Annotated in this window: 24 protein-coding genes; 6 read left to right on the forward strand and 18 right to left on the reverse strand. The window is 57.5% G+C overall.

What is annotated here, in order from left to right; translation table 11 throughout:
* Positions 1-14 precede the first annotated feature (14 nt).
* Genes ACK2JC_RS05860 through ACK2JC_RS05875 form a run of 4 tightly spaced genes read right to left on the reverse strand, consistent with a single transcriptional unit; the run spans position 15 to position 4,871 of the window.
* Positions 15-929 (reverse strand): acetamidase/formamidase family protein, encoded by a 915-nt coding sequence (locus tag ACK2JC_RS05860; RefSeq protein ID WP_227170204.1) that lies wholly within the window; start codon positions 927-929, stop codon positions 15-17.
* Between the two features lie 16 nt (positions 930-945).
* Complete coding sequence (locus ACK2JC_RS05865; protein ID WP_107434458.1) at positions 946-2,109, reverse strand: ABC transporter permease subunit; 1,164 nt, start codon at positions 2,107-2,109, stop codon at positions 946-948.
* Complete coding sequence (locus tag ACK2JC_RS05870; RefSeq protein WP_118756388.1) at positions 2,109-3,659, reverse strand: sugar ABC transporter ATP-binding protein; 1,551 nt, start codon at positions 3,657-3,659, stop codon at positions 2,109-2,111. Before ACK2JC_RS05870 ends, ACK2JC_RS05865 begins: the two co-directional genes overlap by 1 nt.
* Positions 3,660-3,692: 33 nt before the next feature.
* Entirely contained in the window at positions 3,693-4,871 is a 1,179-nt protein-coding gene (locus tag ACK2JC_RS05875) for a substrate-binding domain-containing protein (protein ID WP_368274865.1), read from the reverse strand.
* Between the two features lie 334 nt (positions 4,872-5,205).
* Here ACK2JC_RS05875 and ACK2JC_RS05880 point away from each other — a divergent pair, with 334 nt between their 5' ends.
* The gene (locus ACK2JC_RS05880) at positions 5,206-5,865 is read left to right on the forward strand and encodes a GntR family transcriptional regulator (RefSeq protein WP_276948357.1); all 660 of its coding nucleotides are present in this window, start codon (positions 5,206-5,208) and stop codon (positions 5,863-5,865) included.
* Between the two features lie 112 nt (positions 5,866-5,977).
* On the opposite strand, the gene ACK2JC_RS05885 is transcribed toward ACK2JC_RS05880, so the two are convergent.
* The 8 genes from ACK2JC_RS05885 to spoIIIAA form a co-directional block, all read right to left on the reverse strand.
* On the reverse strand, positions 5,978-6,856 hold the full coding sequence (locus tag ACK2JC_RS05885; RefSeq protein ID WP_118756390.1) for a SpoIIIAH-like family protein: 879 nt from the start codon (positions 6,854-6,856) through the stop codon (positions 5,978-5,980).
* Between the two features lie 8 nt (positions 6,857-6,864).
* The gene (locus ACK2JC_RS05890) at positions 6,865-7,725 is read right to left on the reverse strand and encodes a stage III sporulation protein AG (RefSeq protein ID WP_368272572.1); all 861 of its coding nucleotides are present in this window, start codon (positions 7,723-7,725) and stop codon (positions 6,865-6,867) included.
* A complete protein-coding gene (locus ACK2JC_RS05895) occupies positions 7,679-8,704 on the reverse strand; it encodes a stage III sporulation protein AF (RefSeq protein WP_368272574.1) in 1,026 nt (341 codons plus the stop codon). The genes ACK2JC_RS05890 and ACK2JC_RS05895 overlap by 47 nt, the downstream gene beginning before the upstream one ends.
* Before the next feature lie 21 nt (positions 8,705-8,725).
* Positions 8,726-9,976 (reverse strand): stage III sporulation protein AE, encoded by a 1,251-nt coding sequence (locus tag ACK2JC_RS05900; protein ID WP_107434465.1) that lies wholly within the window; start codon positions 9,974-9,976, stop codon positions 8,726-8,728.
* Positions 9,973-10,359: a SpoIIIAC/SpoIIIAD family protein gene (locus tag ACK2JC_RS05905; RefSeq protein WP_007709356.1), complete on the reverse strand. Its 387-nt coding sequence runs from the start codon at positions 10,357-10,359 to the stop codon at positions 9,973-9,975. Before ACK2JC_RS05905 ends, ACK2JC_RS05900 begins: the two co-directional genes overlap by 4 nt.
* A 63-nt stretch (positions 10,360-10,422) precedes the next feature.
* On the reverse strand, positions 10,423-10,617 hold the full coding sequence (spoIIIAC, locus tag ACK2JC_RS05910; protein ID WP_007709355.1) for a stage III sporulation protein AC: 195 nt from the start codon (positions 10,615-10,617) through the stop codon (positions 10,423-10,425).
* Between the two features lie 28 nt (positions 10,618-10,645).
* Positions 10,646-11,176, reverse strand: a complete 531-nt coding sequence (locus ACK2JC_RS05915; protein WP_320936292.1) for a stage III sporulation protein AB — start codon at positions 11,174-11,176, stop codon at positions 10,646-10,648.
* Positions 11,167-12,306 carry a stage III sporulation protein AA gene (spoIIIAA, locus tag ACK2JC_RS05920; protein ID WP_368271617.1) on the reverse strand — a complete coding sequence of 380 codons (1,140 nt, stop codon included), beginning with the start codon at positions 12,304-12,306 and terminating at the stop codon, positions 11,167-11,169. Before spoIIIAA ends, ACK2JC_RS05915 begins: the two co-directional genes overlap by 10 nt.
* A 426-nt stretch (positions 12,307-12,732) precedes the next feature.
* Here spoIIIAA and ACK2JC_RS05925 point away from each other — a divergent pair, with 426 nt between their 5' ends.
* Positions 12,733-14,148, forward strand: coding sequence for an amidophosphoribosyltransferase (locus ACK2JC_RS05925; RefSeq protein ID WP_092362105.1), 1,416 nt, complete (start codon positions 12,733-12,735; stop codon positions 14,146-14,148).
* Between the two features lie 107 nt (positions 14,149-14,255).
* Here the strand turns inward: ACK2JC_RS05925 and ACK2JC_RS05930 are convergent, their stop codons facing one another.
* Both ACK2JC_RS05930 and ACK2JC_RS05935 read right to left on the reverse strand, forming a co-directional pair.
* The gene (locus ACK2JC_RS05930; protein ID WP_368271619.1) at positions 14,256-15,005 is read right to left on the reverse strand and encodes a hypothetical protein; all 750 of its coding nucleotides are present in this window, start codon (positions 15,003-15,005) and stop codon (positions 14,256-14,258) included.
* A 34-nt stretch (positions 15,006-15,039) separates the two neighbouring features.
* The gene (locus ACK2JC_RS05935; RefSeq protein ID WP_368271620.1) at positions 15,040-15,960 is read right to left on the reverse strand and encodes a hypothetical protein; all 921 of its coding nucleotides are present in this window, start codon (positions 15,958-15,960) and stop codon (positions 15,040-15,042) included.
* 323 nt (positions 15,961-16,283) lie between these two features.
* Between ACK2JC_RS05935 and ACK2JC_RS05940 the strand changes: the two genes are divergently transcribed.
* Complete coding sequence (locus ACK2JC_RS05940) at positions 16,284-16,457, forward strand: hypothetical protein (protein WP_320936288.1); 174 nt, start codon at positions 16,284-16,286, stop codon at positions 16,455-16,457.
* On the forward strand, positions 16,454-17,668 hold the full coding sequence (locus tag ACK2JC_RS05945) for a winged helix-turn-helix domain-containing protein (RefSeq protein ID WP_320936287.1): 1,215 nt from the start codon (positions 16,454-16,456) through the stop codon (positions 17,666-17,668). The genes ACK2JC_RS05940 and ACK2JC_RS05945 overlap by 4 nt, the downstream gene beginning before the upstream one ends.
* A 102-nt stretch (positions 17,669-17,770) precedes the next feature.
* Here the strand turns inward: ACK2JC_RS05945 and ACK2JC_RS05950 are convergent, their stop codons facing one another.
* The 3 genes from ACK2JC_RS05950 to ACK2JC_RS05960 all read right to left on the reverse strand — a co-directional run bounded on the left by ACK2JC_RS05950 (position 17,771) and on the right by ACK2JC_RS05960 (position 20,217).
* On the reverse strand, positions 17,771-18,073 hold the full coding sequence (locus ACK2JC_RS05950) for a hypothetical protein (RefSeq protein ID WP_320936286.1): 303 nt from the start codon (positions 18,071-18,073) through the stop codon (positions 17,771-17,773).
* 246 nt (positions 18,074-18,319) lie between these two features.
* Complete coding sequence (locus ACK2JC_RS05955) at positions 18,320-19,360, reverse strand: helix-turn-helix transcriptional regulator (protein ID WP_227170216.1); 1,041 nt, start codon at positions 19,358-19,360, stop codon at positions 18,320-18,322.
* Positions 19,361-19,473: 113 nt separating this feature from the next.
* Positions 19,474-20,217: a metallophosphoesterase gene (locus ACK2JC_RS05960; protein WP_227170217.1), complete on the reverse strand. Its 744-nt coding sequence runs from the start codon at positions 20,215-20,217 to the stop codon at positions 19,474-19,476.
* Positions 20,218-20,536: 319 nt separating this feature from the next.
* Here ACK2JC_RS05960 and ACK2JC_RS05965 point away from each other — a divergent pair, with 319 nt between their 5' ends.
* A complete protein-coding gene (locus tag ACK2JC_RS05965; RefSeq protein WP_320936285.1) occupies positions 20,537-21,136 on the forward strand; it encodes a hypothetical protein in 600 nt (199 codons plus the stop codon).
* 15 nt (positions 21,137-21,151) lie between these two features.
* Here ACK2JC_RS05965 and ACK2JC_RS05970 read toward each other — a convergent pair whose 3' ends face one another.
* Entirely contained in the window at positions 21,152-21,646 is a 495-nt protein-coding gene (locus ACK2JC_RS05970; RefSeq protein ID WP_320936284.1) for a hypothetical protein, read from the reverse strand.
* Positions 21,647-21,921: 275 nt separating this feature from the next.
* On the opposite strand from ACK2JC_RS05970, the gene ACK2JC_RS05975 reads away from it, so the two are divergent.
* The gene (locus tag ACK2JC_RS05975) at positions 21,922-22,350 is read left to right on the forward strand and encodes a MarR family winged helix-turn-helix transcriptional regulator (protein ID WP_092362062.1); all 429 of its coding nucleotides are present in this window, start codon (positions 21,922-21,924) and stop codon (positions 22,348-22,350) included.
* Positions 22,351-22,393: the final 43 nt, after the last annotated feature.

Raw genomic sequence — 22,393 nt, forward strand, 5'->3', positions numbered from 1 at the left:
CTAATGTTCTGTTCCTAAAATGCGCTGAATCCGTAGACCTTGAGGGCGTACCAGGGCATGGTAAAACGCATCGTCTTACTGTCCTCGCCGCAGGCCACGCACACCTCGTTGTTTCCGATGGCTGTCATCAGCATGGAAATCTCCTCCGGGTCCAGTTTGGTGTGCTCTTTTATGTACCGGAACATCTCGCGGGTGCTGTCCCGTATGGCCTCGTCCGCCGTGGGACGGGTTGCGATGGTCACAAAATGGTCCTGGGTGCAGAGCACCGGCTCGTTGATCCGGATGTCCTTACGCACATTGAACTTCAGCGTCACAAAGGCGGGGGCCTCCACCGCGGAACAGTTCATTTCCCCGTCTCCCATCACCGCGTGCACGTCGCCGGTCCCGGCAAGGGCCCCTTCCACCTCGATGGGCAGGTACAGGGTGACGCCCTGGCGCATCATGGTGTTGTCCATATTTCCGCCCCAGACGCCGTTTAAGTTGGAGTTGATGTGCTGACCCTTGGCCGTGACTCCCAGCACGCCCACCATGGGATCACAGGGAATCTGCAAATGCCGGTCGAACACCACCATATTGTCGCGGATCGGCGTGATCTTGTAGGTGGTCTCGGTGAAGAAATCCCCCACATGCCCGTAGGTTTCCTGGCAGGTCACAATCGCCCGGTCCTTTAACCGAATCTCCTCGATGGTCACCTCCAGCACATCCCCGGGCATAGCCCCCTCGATGTACACCGGGCCCGTCACCGGGTTGACGTTGACCTTGTCGAACACGGCCACGTCGTAGCGCTCGCTCTTCTGCTCCGTGAGCACATTACACAGGCAGTCCTTTGTCTCAAACTCCACGCTGTCCCCCGGTTGGATGCGCAGAACCGGTTCATTTTTCTCATCCCAATAGTGAAAGCCATGGTCATGGCTGATTTTGTACAACATGATCTTACCTCCGATTTTATCTTCCTTTTCGCTGCATCTGGTCAAATACCACCGCGATCATCAGGACCAGACCCTTGACGCACATCTGCACGTCGGACTGGACGCCCATGATGGACATTCCGTTGTTCAGCACGCCGATGACCAGCGCGCCGATCAGCGCGCCCAAAATGGTTCCGCTTCCGGTGGCGGGTGAAGCTCCGCCGATGAAGCAGGCCGCGATGGCGTCGCCCTCAAAGCCGTTTCCGATCATGGTGGAACAGGAATTCATTCTGGCCGTAAACACGATTCCGGCGATTGCGGCCAGAACCGACATGTTCAGATATACGATAAAGAGCACGCGGTCGTCGTTGATGCCGGATAGCCTGGCGGCCTTACGGTTTCCGCAAACTGCGTACAGGTTTCTTCCGGCCACCGTCTTTTCCAGAATAAAATTGTAAATCAACACGATAAGGGCCACGCTGATCAGGACCACCGGCATGCCCTTGTAGGCTGCAAGGGAGTAGGTGAACCACAAAATAACGCCGCAGATCAGCGCCTGCTTGCCCACGAAGAACGGGACGCCGGACACCTCCAGCTTATATTTGCGTTTTCTCGCCCGCTTCTTCACGTCCAGCAGCACGCAGATCACGCAGGCTGCGATGCCCAGCAGCATGGTGGTGATGTGAAGCGTCTTGCCGCCGAAGAAATCCGGTATAAACCCGGTGGTCAGCATGAGGAACTCCGGAGGGTAGGTGGTGTAGGAAACGCCCTTTAACACGATATAGGTGCCGCCCCGGAAGATCAGCTGGGAGGCCAGGGTCGCAATGTAGGGCGGCACGGCGAACCGTGCGATGGAGCCGCCGTTCCAGACTCCGATTAAGATCGCGACTCCGAACACGATCATCAGAACCAGCCATGTGTTGAGGCCCTTTCCGATCATCAACAGACCGCAGAGCGCGCCGCTGAACGCGCAGAGAGAACCCACCGACAGGTCCACGTTTCCCCCGGTCAGGATACAGCACATCATACCGGTGGCCAGGATAATCACGTAGGCGTTCTGCATCACCAGATTGGCGATGTTCATGGGTCTTAAGATGACCCCCTTGGTTATGACCTGAAAAAACAGCACGATCACCAGGACGACGACCAGCATTCCGTTCTGCCTGGCGCGCTTTTTCAGCATTGCTTTTAAATCCTGCATTATATCCCTTCCTCCTTATTATGTTCCACAATACACTGCATCACGGATTCCTGGGTGGCCGTCTTTCCGTCCATCTCCGCGCAGATGGTCCCCTCGTTCATCACGTAGATCCGGTCCGACATGCCCAGAATCTCCGACAGGTCGGAGGAAATGAACAGTACGCTCTTGCCCTCCTGGGCCAGCTGGTTCATAATGCAGTAAATCTCGTATTTGGCTCCCACGTCGATGCCGCGGGTGGGCTCGTCCAGAATCAGCACGTCCGGGTGGGTGAAGATCCATTTCGCCAGAACTACCTTCTGCTGGTTGCCGCCCGAAAGACTCTCCACCCTTTGGTCGATGCCCGTGGAGCGGATATTCAGCCGCTTGGAGTAGTCCTCCGCCACCACCACGTCCTGGTTCTCGTCCACCACGCCCATGTGGTCCGCGATGGAGGAGATGCCCGCAAGCGACACGTTGAACTGGATGTCCTTCGGCAGCACCAGGCCGTAATTTTTCCGGTCCTCGCTGATATAGGCGATTTTTTTCTGAATGGCCGCGGCTACGGACCGCAGTTTGATCTCCTTGCCGTCCTTGAATATCCGGCCGCTTGTTTTCTGGCCGTAGGAGCGCCCGAACACGCTCATGGCCATCTCCGTTCTCCCGGCTCCCATCAGGCCGTACAGTCCCACGATCTCCCCCTTGTGGACCTTGAGGCTGGCATTTTTCACGATCTGCTGTTCCGCGTAGGTGGGGTGGAAGGTGTTCCACTCCCGAATCTCAAAGCCCACTTCCGGCTTTACAAAATGATCCGGCCGTTCCGGGTAGCGGTGGAGCATCTCGCGCCCCACCATGCCCTTCACAATGATATCTTCCAAAAACGGTTTTTCCTCCTCCGACAGCCCGCCCACCGTGCAGCCGTCGCGAATGATCGTCACGCGGTCCCCCACGTAGCAGACCTCGTTGAGCTTGTGGGTGATAATGATGCTGGTGAGCCCCTGCTTTTGCAGCTCCTTCAGCAGATTGAGCAGATGCCTGGCCTCCGTCTCCGGAAGCGCAGCCGTGGGTTCGTCCAGGATTAAAAGCTTAACGTTTTTTGCCAGGGCTTTGGCGATCTCAATCAACTGCTGCGCGCCGATTCCCACATCCTTTACCAGCCTGGTGGCCTCCTCTTTAAAGGCCACCATATCCAGCCACTTTTTGGCTTCCTCGTTGGTCCTGTCCCAGTCGATGACCCCGTGGCTCTGGCGTTCATTTCCCAAAAACAGGTTTTCCGCCACCGACAGGCCGGGGATCAGCGCCAGCTCCTGATGGATAATGACAATCCCCTTTCCCTCGCTGTCCTTGATGTTGCGGAACTGGCATATCTCATTGTCGTAGACAATATCCCCGCTGTAGGAGCCGTAGGGGTAAGTCCCGCTGAGGATGTTCATGAGCGTGGATTTCCCGGCTCCGTTCTCCCCAACGATGCAGTGGATTTCTCCGCGCTTCACCTTCAGCTCCACATTGTCCAGCGCTTTCACACCGAAGAATTCTTTGGTGATATTCCTCATTTCAAGTATAAAATCCGACACTCCGCTCTCCCTTTCGCCTGAACCGGCAGAAATTTATTTTGTGCCAAAAATCTGTTCCACGGTAAAGATACCGGAGTCCACCACAACTTCTTTTAAGTTCTCCTTGGTAATACTCTCCATGGGCACGAAAATGGTGGGAATCTCATATACGTCCGGCGTATATACGTCGGTCACCTCCGGCTCTCTCCCCTCTGCAAGAGCGTTTATAATGTCCAGACAGGCTCCGCTCAGAAGGCGGGTATCCTTGAACACGCTCATGTACACCTCATCCGTTGCGATCATCTTGCAGACGGACTCCGTGGCGTCGTTTCCAGTGATCACCGGCATAGGCATGTCCGCGCTGCCGTAACCGAAGGATTCCAGTCTGGTGGCAATGGGGCCGGAAAGGTAATCGGAGGGGCTTAACACCGCATCCAAAAGGGTTCCGTCGGAATAATACGTGGTCAAAAGGTTGTCCAGCCTTGCGGTCAGAAGCTCCAGCTTCCAGTCCACCACCGTACACTGTTCAATGGAGGTCTGTCCGCTCTTTACCACCAGCTTGCCTGCGTCCATGTAGGGCTTGAAGGCTTCCATGGCTCCCTCAAAATACATGTAGCAGTTGGCCTCGGCCAGGCTGCCCGCCACCAGCTCGATGTAGAAGGGGCCTTCCTCGCCTTTGTCCAGGCCCAGCTTCTCAATGATGGCGTTGGCCTGCATGGTTCCCACCTTCGAGTTGTCAAATCCCACGAAATAGTCGATATCGCTGCTGCCCACGATTCCCAGGTCGTAGTTGATGACCAGGATTCCATTTTCCTTGGCCGTAGCCAGCACGGAGGAAAGGGCGCTGTTGTCAACCGGGGCCACGATCAGAACCTTGCAGCCCTTTAAGATCATATTTTCAATCTGCTGAACCTGCATCTCAGGCTTGCTGTCCGCGTATTGCAAATCCACCTGGTAGCCGGCTGCAGTCAAGTCCTCATTCAGGGTATTACCGTCGCGCAGCCAGCGTTCCGCCGACCGGCTGGTGAGGGACACTCCGATCATATCGCCCTTGCTGACTGCATTCAGCGGGGCGGTTTCTTTTTCCTGTTCTGTTGTATCCTTCACTTCTGTTTCTACTGTTTTCTGCTCCCCCTGGGCCTGCGTGTCACCGGCGGTGCTTCCCCCGCCGCATCCGGCCAAAAGCCCTACTGCCATCAACATTGACAAAAAAATCACGACTCTTTTCTTCATACGTTCCTTCTCCTTTGTGTTTTATACTTTGCCGTTCCGGCGTGTTGTATATTTCAAAGTATACAACATGGTGTTTTTATTTGCAAGATATCTTGTAATTTTTTTTACTTTTTAGATAAATCATAGATTTTATTTGTGCATTATAACTATATTATAGGTTTTATTTTAAAGTTTCGGCTTGTTTTCCCGATTTTGGTTTAATTTTATGTATACATTAGTTTGTTTTTGTCCGATGAAGTGGATTTTCAGGGGCTCCGTTCTTGATTTTGCCAACGCCGTCGTATACAATAAAGCCAGCAATCTCCAGGGATTTATCAGCGGAAAGGGGCCGTCCATGGCAGCACGCAATTTAAAACAGCAGGCATACAACGTTATCAAAGAGAAGATCATCAACTGTGAGTTCGCTCCCGGAGCAGTCTACAACGAGGAATACCTGTGCGAAGAGGTGAACACCAGCCGCACCCCCGTGCGCGACGCGCTGGGGCGCCTGGAACAGGAGGGGCTTATCAAAATCATGCCCAAGCGCGGCATTGTGGTTTCCCCGCTGACGCTGAAGGACGTGCGCATGGTTTATGAGATGAGACTGCTGCTGGAGCCCTACTCCCTGAGGCAGTACGGCGATGCCCTCGGGGAGCCGGAGATTCTCAGGTATTGCCAGCTCTTTTCCCTCCCCGACATAAGCGGCAGGCAGTTCTTCCAGGCGGACGACGACTTTCATATGTGGATCATGGAAGCCGCCGACAATCTTTATCTGAAACAGAATTATGAACTGCTGTACAATCAGAACCGGCGGTTCCGCATTCTGACCGGCACCCTGTCGGCCCGGCGTGTGAGGGAGACCTGCGGGGAGCACGTCCGCATCCTGACGGCCTGCCTGAAAAAGGATTGGGAAAATGCCGCGCTGGCCATGGAGGACCATTTGCACAGGTCCAGGGAAGGCACCTTGGAGCTGCTTCTGGCCCGGCAGCGGGAGGAGGCCGGATTCCCCAGATAGGGGGGACGATGGGCATTTTGCACATGTAAAAAACTCCGGTTTACGCCTGCGGGCAGGTTCTGTAAACCAGAGTTTTTTGGTGATTATTCGATTTTTCCAGTCTGATTCCGTTTTATTCGGCCAGGTTCAGCAGGGTGATAATGATCTGGTCCGCGGCTACCTCCGCTTTGCGCTTGACGATGTCCTCGATCTGGGCGCGCTGGGGATCCGTGATGCTGGCCGCGTTGATCACCACATCCACCTTGTCTTTGGTGATGCTGACCACCGGATCGGAGAAGCCCTTGGCCATGAGCAGGGTTTCGGCCGCATTTTCCTTTTCCGACACCTCGGTCAGGTCGATCATGTCCTGAATGGCCTGCTGTTTTGCGGCGTCGTCGATGGTGGTGCTGTCGATCAGGCCCATCAGTGTCTCTTTATTCTTGGCCCGAATCTGCTCCCGGTTCAGCTGCACGTTGGCTATGTAGTCGGACACACTCATTCCGCTGGTGAGCACGGCCTCCCCCGGATTCTCCAGCCCGGTCTGCGCGTCGGCGTCTGCCGCCTGCTGGCCGCCGTTGCCGTCCGGCGCGGTGGTCTGTCCGTCCGCTCCGCCCTGGGCCAGCTGTTCGCCGTCCGCCCCGGCCTGGGCTAACTGCTCGCCGTCCGCTCCGTTCTGGGCCGCCAGCTGTCCGTCCGCTCCGTTCTGGGCTACCTGGCCGCTGCCGTCGTCCGGGTCATCCAGGCTGGGGATCTCCAGCAGCTGGCCTCCGTTCTGACTGTTAAGCACCGCCTGGTTCTCCGCCAGAATATCCTCGTCCGAGATATCCATGGCTCCCGCCTCATAGACCTGGTTGCTGTCCGCCAGTTCCTTTTTTCCAGCGTAATTCAGATAACCGGCCGCCGCGATCATCACGGCCAGCGTGGTGATAATGATCTGATTCCGCCGGAACAGGCGTTTCATGTTGATGTCTTTCATATGCTCTTTGACTTGCTTCATCTTCTTCATATTCAACGCTCCTTTTATTCCACCCGCTTTAATACTTTTATTTTATGTGGGGGAAGCCCAAATAATGCTTCCATCGCCGCAGAAATTTCGGCTTTTACCGTGGGACTTCCCCCTCCCGCGGCGCTGATGACGATCCCGGATATCTCCGGGCGCAGCTCTTTCTCCACAAAGGGCACGCTGCCCTGCCCCGATCCGCCGCCGGAAAGTACCGTGCTCTCCTGGGTCTGGCTGCTCTGGGAGCTTCTGGTGCCGCCCTGGGAGTCCTGCTCCTTTGTGTCGCTCACGCTGCTGTTGCGGTCCACCCGCAATACCTTCTCCTCCGAGGATTTGAGCACGATCATCACATCCACCTGGCCCACGCCGTCCACATGCCGCAGAATCTCCTTGACCCGGGCCTCCATCTGGGCCTCGTAGGCGGATTCCCCCGCCCCTTTTGCGGAAGCGGGGACGTTCTCCTCGGAGCTGTCCGCCGAACCGGAGGCCGCGGCGCTGCCGCCTGCTCCGCCTCCTACGCCGCCGTTACCGGAATTTTGTCCGCCGCTCCCCGGTGCCCCGGCTCCTGCTCCGCCGCCCGGGCCGCCGCTGCCTCCCCCCGATCCGCCGCTTCCCCCGCCGGTGCCGCCTGCGCTGTTCTGCCCCGCCAGGGAGGCGGAGGGAATCTGCCCGGAGAGAGCCGAGCCGTCCTGCGCCCCTTTGAGCTCCGACACCTGCGTCCCGCTGTCCTTCTGCTTAGAAAAGACGGCCGTGCCACTGCCCCCGCCCTTTCCCACCGGAAAAGCCAGAATCATGAGCACCACCCCGATAAACAGCAGAAACAGCCATTTCTCCTTAGTCATCTTCCCATTCCACCTGGACATGTGCTGTCTCAAGTCCATAATATCCCGCCACCTTTCGAATAAATGCATTGATCTTTGTCCGCTCCTCCAGATTCGCCGGAAACGTCCGCGCCAGTATCTGGCTCTGTTCCACCGCAGCCGCGACTGCCTCCTCTTCGGTGAGAGGCCGGGAGGCCTCGGGGGGGATGACGGCCGGGGTGCCTGGGGCGGTGGCTGCAGGATCGCCGGGGGCGGCTGCAGGGTCGCCGGGGGCGGCTGCAAGGTCGCCGGGGGTGGCTGCAGGGTCGCCGGGGGCGGCTGCAAGGTCGCCGGGGGCGGCTGCAAGGTCGCCGGGGGCGATGACTGCCGAGGCCCCAGGGGCCGGGACTGCCGGATCGCCTGAGCCGCCCTCCGCCGGTCCTCCGGCCGCCCCGCTCCCGATTTGAACCGGTTCCACCTGGATTTTCTGCGGTTCGATCTGAATATCCGCGGATTCGCTGCCTGCCGCGGATAATCCGCTATTTCCGCTGGACGGGATACTGTTCCCGGCTGCGCTCCCGCCGATTCCCCCCGCCGTGTTCCATCCCCCGCCCGCGGCATTTTCCTCCTTCTGCCGCCCCAGCTTCATATACAGGTCCGTCACGTGGCCGTAGAGCGGGCTGTCGCGGTCCGTCTCAATGGTTACCTTCACGCTGCGGACCGAAAATCCCGCGGTGTCGGCCATACCTCTGATATCCATTGCCACCGCCTCCTCGTAGGTGCTCATGACCCGTTCCAGGCGCTCGTCCTCCATCCCCCACAGTTTTTCCTTAAAATCGTCGGCCTCCTTCTGAAAGGAGATGGATTCAAACAGGTACGCGATCCGCTCGTCCAGCCGCAGGCTTCCGGTCAGGGGCTTTAACACCAGCAAAATCAGGATAATTCCGGCAAAAAAACGCAGGTATTTTTCATACTTCGAATCGGCCAGAAGATTTCCCACAACGGTGATAAAAATCATGTAATAGGTGATATTGCGCACCCACTCGTAGACCGCTGTCATGCGCGCCCTCCTTTCCCGGACTCAGACCGTGTAATAGTTGACGTTGGTGGCCGCGCAGGTGATTGCGATAGCGATCACGAACAGCAGCAGGGAGGAGACCACGATTTTCAGCAGTAATTTGTGGCCGCAGGAAACGCCGCTGACGCAGGAAACCACCCGCTTGTCGCACACCGGCTGCATCACCGCCGCGGCCAGCTGGTAGAACAGCATCAGCACCGCCAGCTTGGCGATGGGCACCAGCGTCATAATTAACAGGACCACCACCGCGGCCGCGCCCAGGCTGTTTTTGATCAGCACACCGGACCCCAGCACCATCTGCGCCACCGCGCCGGCTCCCTGGCCCAGGCCCGGGATAATTTCAATGACCTTGCGCACCCCGGCCTGACCGGCGCTGTCTGCGTAGGGCACGACCATCCCCTGGAGCACCTGAAGCCCCAGCACCAGGCCCATGAGGGTTTTTAAGGCCCAGCCCACCCACTGCTCCAACAGCTCCGTCAATTTGCTGAGCATCTCCTCCTTGGCCACGTGGCCTGCCAGAACCAGCAGCACGTAGATGCGCACCACCGGGAGCAGCAGATTGCAGCACAGCCACTGGACCAGGGTCACGGCCGCTGTCATGGCCTCGTACAGGGCCACCGCGGAGACGCTGCCCCCGGAGAAGGCCACGGTCAGAAAATAGGCGGGCATCAGCAGCTTCACAAAATCCAGCACCTGCCCCAGCACATCCGAGGCGATCTCGATGCTGGCGAAAAAACTGGCGGCCAGGCAGGTGAACAACAGCAGGTAGGTGACGAAAAAACCGGTGTCGGAAATATGCCCTCCTTTAAATACGGAGGAAAAATTGGTGAACACCGCCCCCACCATTCCGATGACCACCACCTGGGCCAACAGCGAGCCGGCGGAGTGCACCTCGCTCACCAGACTGTTCTTCAGACCCATGCCCGCCTGTCCCAACACGGATTTCAAATCTCCGGTGAGCAGGGATTTCATCATGGAGGTGAAAGAGAATCCGCTCCCCGGCGTCAGCCTGGTGTCCAGAAACTCCTGAATCTTGTCCAGGTCCTCCCCGATGTCCAGCTGGCCCAGGGCGCTGTCCACCCCGGCGTCCAGCTCATCCCGACGCTCATCTTCCCGCTCCTGGGCCGTTGGCGTCTGCTCCGCTCCGTAAGTGCACGCCGGGAATCCCCCCGCGCCGCAAAAGAGCAGAATCAGGGCCGCCGCCAGGGTTGCCCTGGCCCATGTCCTGCGGTATTTTGCGCTCCGCCCGGTCATGTGAGAAATACCTCCAGGGTTTCCAACAGGGCCAGGAGAATCGGCGTGCTGATGGCCAGGATGGACAGCTTGCCGAAAATCTCGATCTGCGTGCCAAGGGAGCCGAAGCCCGCGTCCTTGCAGATTCCGGAGGCAAACTCCGCCACATAGGTGATGCCGATCATTTTGACCAGGGTCGCCAGATAGACTTTGTTCACCCTGATGTAGCCCTGAATCCGCTCCACCGTGTCCATGATGGATTCCAGCTTGGAAATTCCGTAGAAAAAGATAAAAAATCCCGCTGCTATAATCAGATAGGTGGCGTATTCCCCTTTCATTCCCTTGAGCTGCACCGCCATCAGCACCGCGGCGATGCCGGCCGCCCCAATGGCTATTACCGTCATATTCCTCAGCTCCTTCCAGTCTCCGCCGCCCCGCGCCGGAACGTGCCTCTATGGTTTGCCTGCTTAAAGCGCAAACAGGTTTTTTATGGTTTCAAACAGTTCATATATGTACGGTACCATCCAGAAAAGCACCAGCACCAGGCCCGCCAGGCTGGTTAAAAACGCCTGTTCCTCCCTTCCGCTGTGCTTTAACACCTGGCAGATGACGGAAACCAGAATCCCCACTGCCGCAATTTTAAATATCAGGTTTACCCCCATGACTGCCTCCAATTCCTTCTAACTTCCGTCAGCACATGACGATGACGAGAAAAATCCCGCCCATGACGCCAAGGCTGGTATACAGACGGCATTTTTCCTGCCGGTGCGCCTGCAGATATTCGATGGACAGGTCCAACTGTTCCAGATACAGAAGCAGCGTGCGCTCCTGCATGTCCACGTCCAGATAACCCAGGTGCTCCCCCAGGGTGGTGAACTGCTCCAGGTCGGCCCTGGTCAGGGGCAGATTCTTCGCGCCCGCGGCCATTGTCCGGGTTTCCCCGCTCCAGATTTCCTGAAGGCTCTCGCCCTCCTGGGTGCAGATGCGCTCCGAGGCCCGGACGAACATGTCCCCCAAAGGCCCTCCGCTTCGCCTGCCCACCCGCTCCAGGGCTTCGGCCAGGGGCGCGTGGCTGTAGGTGATCTCGCCTTTGAGGAAATAGATCATCTGCCGCAATTTTTCCAGCAGACGCAGCCGCTCCTTCCACTGCCCGGCCAGATACATGCCCAGGCCCGGGGCGGAAATGAGAATCAGGGCCGCGCCGAGATATTTTAGCAACATATGCGTTCACCTGGCCTTTCCTTGGGATGAGGAACCGTTTGGGGGTGCGGCGGCCCGGGCGGGACTGCCGCTTTCTCGTAGCCCGGGACGCACTGTCCTGGGCTTCCCACCGCTCCGCACCGTTCCCCATCCAGCTCCCGCCCGTCCCGCCCCAGTATCCGCAGTCGCCGTCCATTTTCCGGGGACGGTTCCAGCAGGATGTAGCGCTCGAACACACCCTCCTCCACCAGCCGTCCAAGGGCCGGTTTGCTGTAAATATCTTCCAGCGACGCGCCGTGAACCGTGGCGGCCAGGGCGCAGCCGCAGCTCTGTATGTAGCCCACGGCCTCCACGTCCCCGGCGCTGCCGATCTCGTCCACAGCCACCACCTGGGGGGCCATGCTGCGCACCAGCATCATCATACCCTGGTCCTTGGGACAGCAGTCCAGCACGTCGGTGCGGGGGCCTAAGTCATTTTGCGGGACGCCCTGATAGCAGGCTCCCAGCTCTGACCGCTCGTCCACCACCCCCACGGTCATCCCCGGCGCAAAGGCATTTCCGGCGGAAACCTGCCGGATCACATCCCGCAGCAGCGTTGTCTTTCCGCACCGCGGCGGCGAGATGATCAGAGTGTTGCAGAAATGCGGGCCCGGCTGTCCGGGCTGCCGTGCGTACAGATATCCCATGATTCCGTCCGCACAGCCCTTCACCTGGTGGGCCACCCGCACATTGACAAAGGAGATGAATTTCATCAGGCGGACGCCCTGCCGGTCCGCCACCGTCCTGCCCGCCACCCCGATCCGGTGGCCGCCCTGGACGGTGATAAAGCCCTGGCGCAGCTCCTCCTCAGCGGCGTAGAGGGAATAGCTGCTCATGTAGTCCACCGCCGCTCGCAGCTCCTCCCGGCTGGCCCGGTAAGGGCGGGCGGAGGAAGAGGGGGCGGACCGGAAGGAATCTGCTCCTTCCTCTGCGTTCCCCAGCAGTTCGCCGCCCTGCCCCACCATGTACTCCCGGTTTTTGCAGACCAGAATCACCGGCTGCCCCGCCCGCAGGCGGATCTCCTGTATATCCTCAAACTCCGCCGGAACCTGTCCCAGCAGAGCGCGCAATTCCTTTGGAAACAATTTCAGAATCTCATCCTTCCGGTTCATCCCGCCTCACTCCTTTTACCTCAGTATATGAGACAGGCCCTGGTTTATGACCAGGATCTTTTCGACAGGATGTCCATCCGATGGGGAAATTGACACCAAGATCGGCTTACAAGCGAGCTTGACGCGGCTCTCGGCACCAATTTCCCCGCCACATACCGGTTGAGACGGCTCCTCTTCTTGACCGGAAAAGCCGGTCAAGAAGCATCGGATGTCCATCCGATGGGGAAATTGGCACCAAGATCGGCTTACAAGCGAGCTTGACGCCGCTCTTGGCGCCAATTTCCCCGCCGTCTCAACTGTTTCGTATAAATATTAATAAGTATAAATAATATATAAATCATATTGTCCTCCAATACTAATATATGGTATGATGAATATGACATGTTTTTATGAAGCCGCAAAACGAAGAAGCGAGGAAAATCATAAATGGGTGGAATATTCGGAGTTGTATCGAAGCAGAGCTGTACGCTGGATCTGTTTTTTGGCGTGGACTATCACTCCCATCTTGGAACCAAGAGGGGCGGCATGGCCGTATACGGGGAACAGGGCTTTACCCGCTCGATCCACAATATCGAGAACACGCCCTTCCGCACGAAATTTGACGGGGATTTGGAGGAGCTGGAGGGCAATCTGGGCATCGGCTGCATTTCCGACAACGAACCTCAGCCCCTGTTGATCCAGTCCCATCTGGGAAGCTACGCCATCACCACGGTGGGGAAAATCAACAATATGGACGAGCTGGTGGCCGAAGCCTATGAGAACGGCCATATCCATTTTATGGAAATGAGTCACGGCCGCATCAACGCTACGGAGCTGGTGGCCGCCATCATCAACCAGAAGCCCACGCTGGTGGAAGGGATTTTGTACGCCCAGGAGAAGATCGAGGGCTCCATGAGCATTCTCATCCTGACTCCCGAGGGAATCTACGCCTCCCGGGACCGCTACGGGAGAATGCCGATTGTAATCGGAAAAAAGGACAACGCCCACTGCGTGTCCTTCGAGAGCTTCGCCTATATCAATCTGGGCTACTCGGATTTAAAGGAGCTGGGGCCGGGGGAGATCGATTTCATCACGCCGGAGCGCGTGGAAATACTCAGCCCTCCCAGGGAGGAAATGAAAATCTGCGCCTTCCTCTGGGTCTACTACGGCTACCCCACCTCCTCCTACGAGGGGATCAACGTGGAGCAGATGCGCTACCAGTGCGGACGCCTCCTGGCCCGTCGGGATCAGGAAAATGACGTCCGCCCCGACGTTGTGGCCGGTGTCCCGGACTCCGGCATCGCCCACGCGGTGGGTTACGCCAACGAGTCGAAAATCCCCTTTGCCCGCCCCTTCATCAAATACACCCCCACCTGGCCCCGGTCCTTCATGCCCACCAGCCAGGGCCAGCGTAACCTGATCGCCCGGATGAAACTGATCCCCGTGGACGCGCTGATCCGCGATAAGAGCCTGCTGCTCATCGACGACTCCATCGTGCGGGGCACCCAGCTGGGTGAAACCACGGAATTTCTGTACCAGAGCGGCGCGAAGGAGGTGCACATCCGCCCGGCCTGCCCGCCCATCATGTTCGGCTGCCGCTACTTAAACTTCTCCCGCTCCTCCTCGGAGCTGGACCTGATCACCCGGCGGATCATCCAGGAACGGGAGGGGGATAACGTGTCCGACGAGGTGCTGCTGGATTACGCCAACCCGGACAGCCAGAATTACCGGGAGATGGTGGAGGAAATCCGCCGCCGGCTGAATTTCACCACCCTGCGCTTCCACCGCCTGGACGACCTGGTGGAGTCCATCGGACTGCCGGACTGCAAGCTTTGCACTTACTGCTGGAGCGGAAAAAAATAGACGGGAAACGGACGGTTCCCATCTCACCGCATATACATGGAAAACGGCCCCGCCAGGCAGCTGATACTGCGCTCCCGGCGGGGCCGTTTTCCATATTTTCATTCCCATCACAACTGCCGTACTCTCGTCTTCCAGCTGCATAACGACAGACGCTGTTTCAATTCCTCCCGCAGCCGGTCGTCCTCAATCACGAGATCGGCCGCCTGGGGCAGATACACGTTTTCCAGATATTTCCTGAACCGTTCCGCCCAATCCTGGCCCGGATCATTTTCCACGATTTCAACGTCAACCACCGCCGTAATCACTGTGGGAAACCCATACTGTTCTGCCCAGACGGGCAGCTCCATCTCCGCACCATATTCATCAATCCGGCACCGGATCGTATTCGGATTCTTATCCGGATCGTTGTCCAAAGGCGTCCCCTTCAGCAGCCCCTCCTTTGTGAGATTTTCCGGCGGAACCCGGATCAGGGAGACCTCCTCGCCGTAATAGCCGTTGCTGGTGCCCAGCCATCTGAGGGTGACGTATCCTTTCCGGGTGGCAAATTTATAGAAGGTCCAGGTGTAGTGCGTCATCGACGCCTCGTCCATTCCGCTCTCCCCGGCCACCTCCTCGGCCATCAGAATCGGACTGTCCAGCAGATATTCCAGCTCGCCGCAGATATCCTCGATCCGCACCGATTCGCAGCAGCCCTGCTCATGGTACATTAAATATACAGTGTGATCGGAGCAGAAAAAGCGCAGCTCCTCCATATTTCCCCACACCTCCAGGCTAGTCACCGTCTTTCCCAAAAGCTCCGAAACAGGAACCTCCTCCACTCCCTCCAGGTAATAATAATACGACTCACCGTGTCTCATTCCAACCTCCTTTTTCCACCTCGCGCCCTGTCCGTCAGCTGCAAAAGTCCACGTTCAGTTCCCGCAGCTCCCCGGGCCTTAAAGGTTCCCCGGAAACCGCCCCGGTCAGCAGAAGCGGCGTCTCCCCCACGTTGCACAGGTAGACATGTTCCCAGAGCCGGAAACGGAAGTGGGTATGTTCCATTTCCGGCTCATCCACACTGTGCACCCACTGCAATTCGACCCACGGAAGCATCTTTGCCTCCAGTATCTCCAGGCAATTCACCCCGCGGATGCGGTATCGCAGCTGGAATACCGTGCCTTTGGGCGAATCATCGTCCTTCCATTTCAGGCAGATCGTCACCAAAGGTTCCTTACCGGCCTCCAGCCGCCGCGAAGGATATTCCCAGTGCTCGTACCTGGCCTTTGATTTTCCTTCATGAAAACAGTGGTAATAGTTCCGGCAGAACGCGCTCAGATCGATGCGCAGCGCATTTTCCTCATTCCACGGTTCCAAACGTGAAGGCTGCGGCTCCCGCTCTCTGTCAGCGGCCATCCTCATAGCCCGAATGTGCTTCCACGCGCCAGGGTCCAGCCCGTTCCTCTCAGCCCATTCCATACATTGATCTCGATGGTATTCCTCCTCAGAGTACAAATATAAATCCTCCATCCAGAAACAGGCGAAGCATTTCAGGTCAAAGGAATCCAGCTTACGAACCAGGCGGTACCACTCCTTTTTTTCCTTCCCGAACACCCTGGGCCAGGCGTTCTCGTTCAGAAGCACCAGGAAAAGGGATCCGTCCTCCACCTCCACCTCGAATCCGCCGGGTACCGTCGACACCGCCCGGATGGGAGCGGCGGCCACGTCGAATCCCTCGCCTCTCCCCCATATCCGCAGGCCTACTGCGCCTGTCTTCTCGTCCTCTGCGGGGCTTACCCTCCAGTTTACCAGTTCGTTCCGATTGTTCTCACCCATCGCCGTTCTCCTCTCTTCTGCATCTGTTGCTGCGGCATGGTCAGGCCTCCTATGTGCAGTATAGCAAAACAGATACGCCTGCGCAGGTGCGCCGGAACGGTAAAGTGGCGTGGCGGGATGGAAATGGCGGGTGGGCGGGATGGAACTTTCCATATCGAGGGGGATTTTGTCGGGTTTCGGCGGCAATGCCTGAAGTATCTAAAACCGGCCATTTTCAGCACAGTCTCATATTCATCCTTAACCGGTGTGCACTTGCAGACATTTCATATTTCATATTGTTCCGATTCGTGATACCATAGACACAGAGAGCCCAGGAACAGGGCGTGGACGAGCTGATCCGCTGCCTGCGGCGAAACATGGAAAACCACATCCTTTATCATTATGAAGGCCAGCTGACGGGAGATTACGACCAGACGGAGAGCGAGGAGGAAATCCTGGCCATGATCCGGTGGGGCCGGAGTCAAAGCCCTGACGACGGCCGCGGAGACCAGACATGATCACAATGACGATACAAGAAGCGAGAAATTTTATCCTGCTGAAGCAGGGCCTGCTTGGGGAATACCGGTTCACCGGCAAGCAGGGCGCCCTGGACTACGTGCGCCAGGCGGGGTGTATCCAGTTCGACCCGGTGGACGCCTGCGGCAAGAATGCGGAGCTGACGCTCCAGTCCCGGGTCAAGGGCTTTACCAAGCAGACGCTCTATGAACTCTTGTACGAGGACCGGAAGCTGGTGGACTATCCCGACAAGAACATTTCCATCATCCCGGCGGAGGACTGGCCCTATTTTGAGCGCTACCGCAGGGCGGCCCGGGAGAACGGACGGCGCTTTCCCGGAATGGCCGCGCTGGAGGACCAGGCCAAAGCTTATATCTATGAAAATGGCCCCGTCAGCTCCGACGAGCTGCCCATACCGGGTACGATTCACTGGCACTCCTGCATCCACTGGAGCGGGAGCTGGGACGGGGAGACGAACGCCGCCCGGGCGGCGCTGGAGCAGCTCTATTCCGCCGGCGAGCTGATCATCCACCACAAGAAGGGGGCCAGGAAATACTATGATCTGGCTGAACGCCATCTGCCCCCAGAGCTTTTGTCCGCGCCGGACCCTATGCCTGGGGATGAGGCTCATTTGAGGTGGCGCATAAGACGGCGCATCGGCGCGGTGGGCCTTCTCTGGAACCGCCCCAGCGACGCATGGCTCAACAGCTGGGGACTCAAAGCGCCCCAGCGCAGCCGGGCCTTTGAGGAGCTGCTGGAGGGCGGGGAGATTCTGGAGGTATCAGTGGAAGGAATCAAGCACCTTTTATACTGTCGCGCCGGGGACCTGCCCCTTCTGGACCGGGTCCGCCAGGGCGAAGCCTTCAAACCGCGATGCGAGCTGATCGCGCCTTTGGACTGCATGATGTGGGACCGCAACCTGATCCGCGCCCTGTTCGGCTTCGACTACACCTGGGAGATTTACACCCCGGCAGCCAAACGCAAATACGGCCATTACGTGCTGCCCATGATCTGGGGCGGCCGCTTCGCCGGACGGGTGGAGGCGGTGGCCGAGGTCAAAACCGGAAGGCTGGTTGTCAAAAACATCTGGTATGAAGATGGCGTGAGGCGGACGAAAAAGCTGGAGAACGCGGTGAACGGGTGTCTGAAGCGCCTTGGAACATTCAATCATTGCCGGGAGATTGTGCTCCCGGAGGTGGAGAAGCGGGGGTGAGGCGGATCGACCGGCGCGGCTTTTCCCAGGCCTGCGCGCCGGGCCGGAAAAAGCGGGCCCCGCGTCCCTGACGCGATCAGCCCGCCCACCTTTTCCGCTGCCCTAGAAATAAAAATCCGCGTTCAGCAAACGCTCCTCCCCTTCCCATGGCAGTTCCCAGTCCCGGGCCAGCGACTCGGCCAGACGCCGCCACATCCGCCTCTCGTCCAGGCGCTCTCCCGCCGGGATTTCCTGCACCATCTCATAGACCGGGATTCCCTTTGCACTCAGCCGCAGGGCCACCCGGCGTTCCTTGTCCGCCTCCGCCTGCGCCTCGCCTGCAATCTCCAGGCATAGCTTCTGTTCTCCGCCCGTCTCCCGGCCATGACACAGCCATTCTCTCAATTCCCTCTGCGCGTTATCCACACGTTTCACCTCCTGCCCCCAATATAGCAGACCGGGCGCGCTGGGCGCAAATGCGGCCGGGGTTGAAAATGGCGGCTTTTGAGGCGCGGGCGGCGGGGCATTTCCGTCATGCGACGTATACATGAACAAATGTCAATCCGGGCTCCGGCACACAGACGGGTGAATCTCCGTCCGCTCTCCCAACATATTGGCTGGGGCGCCTCAGTCCGCCTCCTGTATATAGACGGGGACCTCTAAATCCGCCCCTTAGACCTTGTCGTTCAGGCCGTACCGCCCGAATATCTCCTCCTCCTCCCCCTCCGGCGTGTTCATCTCGCTGAGAATCTTCGCGGTCTTTTTCACCGCCTTGTCCATACTCCCCTCCTCCTGCAGAATCTTGTACAGAAGCTGGGTGTATTTTTCCTCCCGCTTTTTTGTCTTATAAGGCAGCAGGGGATCGTATTCCTCGCAGACATACTCCCGGATTGTCCCGTAGGAGAACATATCGTCCATCAGCTCTTCAAACAAAAACACTAACTTGGGATTGCGGATTTCGCACGCCTCAAACTCCCACATATAATCCACGATCTGGTTCAAAAGCGCGGACTCAAAATCCATATCCTCGTCCCCGTGATACTCGATGGGGATGGCAAAATCCAGGCTTTTCTGCTTGACCGTACCGCTGCCATCAGGGTTTGGCACGTCAAATTCCTGGAGGGGGTTTTCAAGCCCAAACGTATCGTAGACCCAATCCTCAAAGAGGACAAAGGCCTGGTATTCCCCAAGGGACTCGTCCACCGCATAGTAACCCACGTCAATTTTAGGCCTGTACCCTTTAAAATAGTATGCGTGCGGATAGAGCTTCGCCACCAGATGCCCTGCCAGAACCTTTCCCAGGGAATTGGCCGCTGTCAATAGATAGGTCATGACGTTGTGCACGTCCTCGTCGTTGTCATCCAGATAGGCGATCACATTGTCCATCTTTCGCCTGATATCCTTGGGCTTGCAGCGGGCGATTTTATCCGAAAAGCGTTTCAGCTCCGCCGGGATGTTGACCACCTTGTCCTGCACCTCCAGGGGATCCAGGTCCTGATCCAGATCATCCGGGTCCACGCACAGCGCATTTGCCAGCATCCGCAGGCGCTTTTCCCCCAGCTTCAGATCGCCTTTGCAGGCGGAGCCTACGGTCTGGCGGGACACCCCTGAGGCGTCGGCCAGCTCCGTAATGTTCATCCCCCGGTACTCCCGGTACAAATCCAGCGCAGTCCGGTAATTCTCCTCGTTCATATTCTCATCCGCTTTTCCCATGATGGTTCCTCCTTGTTAAAAACGGCAGGTTCCGAATTTGGGAACCTGCCTGAATTGATTTCCCTAAGTCCCCCGCCCAATCTCCCATTTCCCGGCCGCCGCCAGTTTCCGCCCTACAGCACCCGCTCAATCCTGTGGTACAGCACCATATGCCGGTCGTCCACCAGCTCGTCCTCATGGTAATGCCCGAAGAACCATTTCCGGTATTCGCAGCGGTTTTTGATCTCCTCCAGATAAACGGTCAGCGGGTCCGTGTCGAACCTGCCGCAGGAGAGCTGCGCCTGGACGCTGGAAGGGGCGCAGTGGGACAGGATATAGTCGCATTTCCACCCGTTCTGCTCCAGGCAGCTGCGCCCCTCCTCATACTCCTGCTCCGAGGGCATTTCCTCCTTCCACCAGGTCAGGTGGTTGATCCGGTACAGCGCGCCCGCTCCCTCCAGCCGCTTCACCTTGACCCGCAGCTCCGGGTCGTCCGGCTCCAGAATTCCGTCCACAATATCATGGCTCCTGGCGCCGCCGAAGGTGAAGAACCTGCGGCCCTGGAGATTGAACATCTGGCCCCGCATGAGATGGATCACATTTTCCCGGATCATCTGCACCTTACCCCCGTGCCACATCTGCACCGGAAACTCGGCCAGCAGGTCGTAATTTTCATGGTTGCCGTCCACAAACAGCAGCGTAAAATCCTTCTGAGCCAGCCAGTCCATCCAATACTCCTCCTGCCTGGACCGGTCCCAGTAACCGAAATCGCCGCACACGATCACAAAATCCTGCCGGTCCATTTCCTTCTGCTCCCGAAACGCGGCGCTGCTCAATTTCCGGTAATCCCCGTGGCAATCCCCTGTGACAAATATCATCTCGTTCCTCCCGCACAATCATTGAAACGCCAAAACGCTCTTTTTACACTATAACACACCGAAGGCCAATTTTCCGGTTCGTAACCCCGCTTTTTTGTCAAAGCAGGCAGTATCCGCTGTCTAACGTTCACCCAGCCTTACATTTTTTTATAAAAACGTCAAATTAAGCCGACAGAGCCGCCAACTCATCCCACGCCAGTTTTCTCCCGCACCCTAAAATTTCTGTTTATCAATACTTTATAAAAATATCAGGCTTTTTTTAACCTCTGTTTTCATCTGTCTGTTATACTGACTGTATTTTGATGCAAAGGATGATATTATGACGATAAAAGTTCTGGCTTACCTGATCATTCCGGCCTACACCATCGCCTTCACCGGGGGCTACAACTGGTTTACCACCAACTTTTCCGTAATCGGCAATCTCATGGACAAAAAACTGGCATTTCTGATCTGGGGAATCGTCGTGGGTCTGTACTTTTACCTGATCTACCGGCGGCTGCGGCCCCTGGTGCGCCTTCGCCCCCTGTTCTCCCGGCTGATCCCCGCCGCACTGGCCCTGCTGTTCTGCGCCATCACAACGCCCTACCTGCCGGATGAGATGCCCCTCAAATCCTTCCTGCACATCGTGTTCGCCTTTGTGTCCACCGTGCTGCTGCTGATTTATCTGGCCGCGGTGGTCTGGGTCCGTTACCGGTTAAATCCTGGTCCCTACCGCCCTTACCTGGCCGGCCTGGCCTCAATCCTGATGATATCCCTGGTCCTGCTGGCAATGGCCGGGATCATCAGCAGCGCACTGGAAATTTTTGTCACCCTCACCACGGTTGCCATGTCCGAGCGCCTGTCCAGCCGGATCCGGCGGGAAGGCCCTTGGAAAAAGGCCGCCGCGCTCTGGTCCCTCACCGGCAGCCGCGCGGCCTGACTCCGGGCCCTAGACTCACGCCACTGGAAAATATTTCTGCTTTTCCGGCTTCCGGTCGATATTCTCCAGCATATTGTAGAGCAGCAGCACGGTATTGTCGTTGGTTCCATCCACGTTCCGGTTGTTTCCGGAGAGTATCCGCAGCAAATAGGGCATCGGCGCGTTGCTGAAATAATCCCCGGGCGAGACGACACAGAAGGAAGCGTTCCCGACGTTTTCCCCCAGCGCCTTCCATTTCCACTGCTGCCCCACGCAAAGCGCGTGTCCGAACAGCACGCCCAGGCACACGGCCGCATCCTCCAGATCCGCGAATCCCTCCGGCAGCACGCCGTTCTCCAGAATGCGGTCCACCATTTCATTGATTGCGGCCGCCGTCTCTCTCCCGCCGGTCCCATCGGAAAGCCCCAGTATACCCTGGGCGCGCGCAACCGTCCTGCGAATCTCCTCCATCACATCGCTTCCGATCTCCCCCACATAGGGGAAAAAGCTCTTTTTTCCAAATAATCCCATAACAGTTTCCTCCTGCATTCCGAACATCATATCCCCATTATACTGTGCGCCCGTACAATGGGCAATCTGTATTTTCCCCGGCCCGAAACGGGATTCCACTCGCCGCACGCAGACGCTCTCCTGTCTGTCCTCAGGCTTCAATTTACCAAATTTTTAGAATCTTTTAAGAAAATTAGACTTTATTTTCCGCGTCCCCAATGGTATTCTATAACAGTTTACACATAAACTATTTATCAGGGCATCCGTCTTACCGGAAAATCAAGGGGGGTTTTCAGATGGCATACATCAATTTTAAAGACCAATGGTTTCAGGAGCTGCGCAAGGTGAACTGGCTGGTTCGGGAGCGTGTGGAGGAAAAATGCCGTCCCTTCGGCATCACTCCGGAACAGGGAAGAGTCCTCAACTACCTTTTCACGGCCGGAAAAACGGTCAATTTGACTCAGCTCAGCCAAAGTCTGCACGTGACCAAGGGGAACTGCTCCATGTTCTGTAGGAGGCTGGAAAAAGCCGGGCACATTGCCATGTCCAAAAATGACCGGGACGCCCGTTTCATCGACGTGGCGCTCACGGAGAGCGGACGCGCCCTGATCGAGCGCATGGCCCGGCAAATGGAAAGCCACCCGGAGCAGGACGTCATGAGCCCAGAGGACCTGGATCAGATTTTAAATGGGTTAAAATGTCTGGAACGGTATCTGCAAAGCTGAACTGCTGTTCCGGAAGATTTTTAATAAATGCAACGGGCCGGCA

This window comes from Enterocloster lavalensis, assembly GCF_046603895.1.
GTDB classification, from domain to species: Bacteria; Bacillota; Clostridia; order Lachnospirales; family Lachnospiraceae; genus Enterocloster; species Enterocloster lavalensis.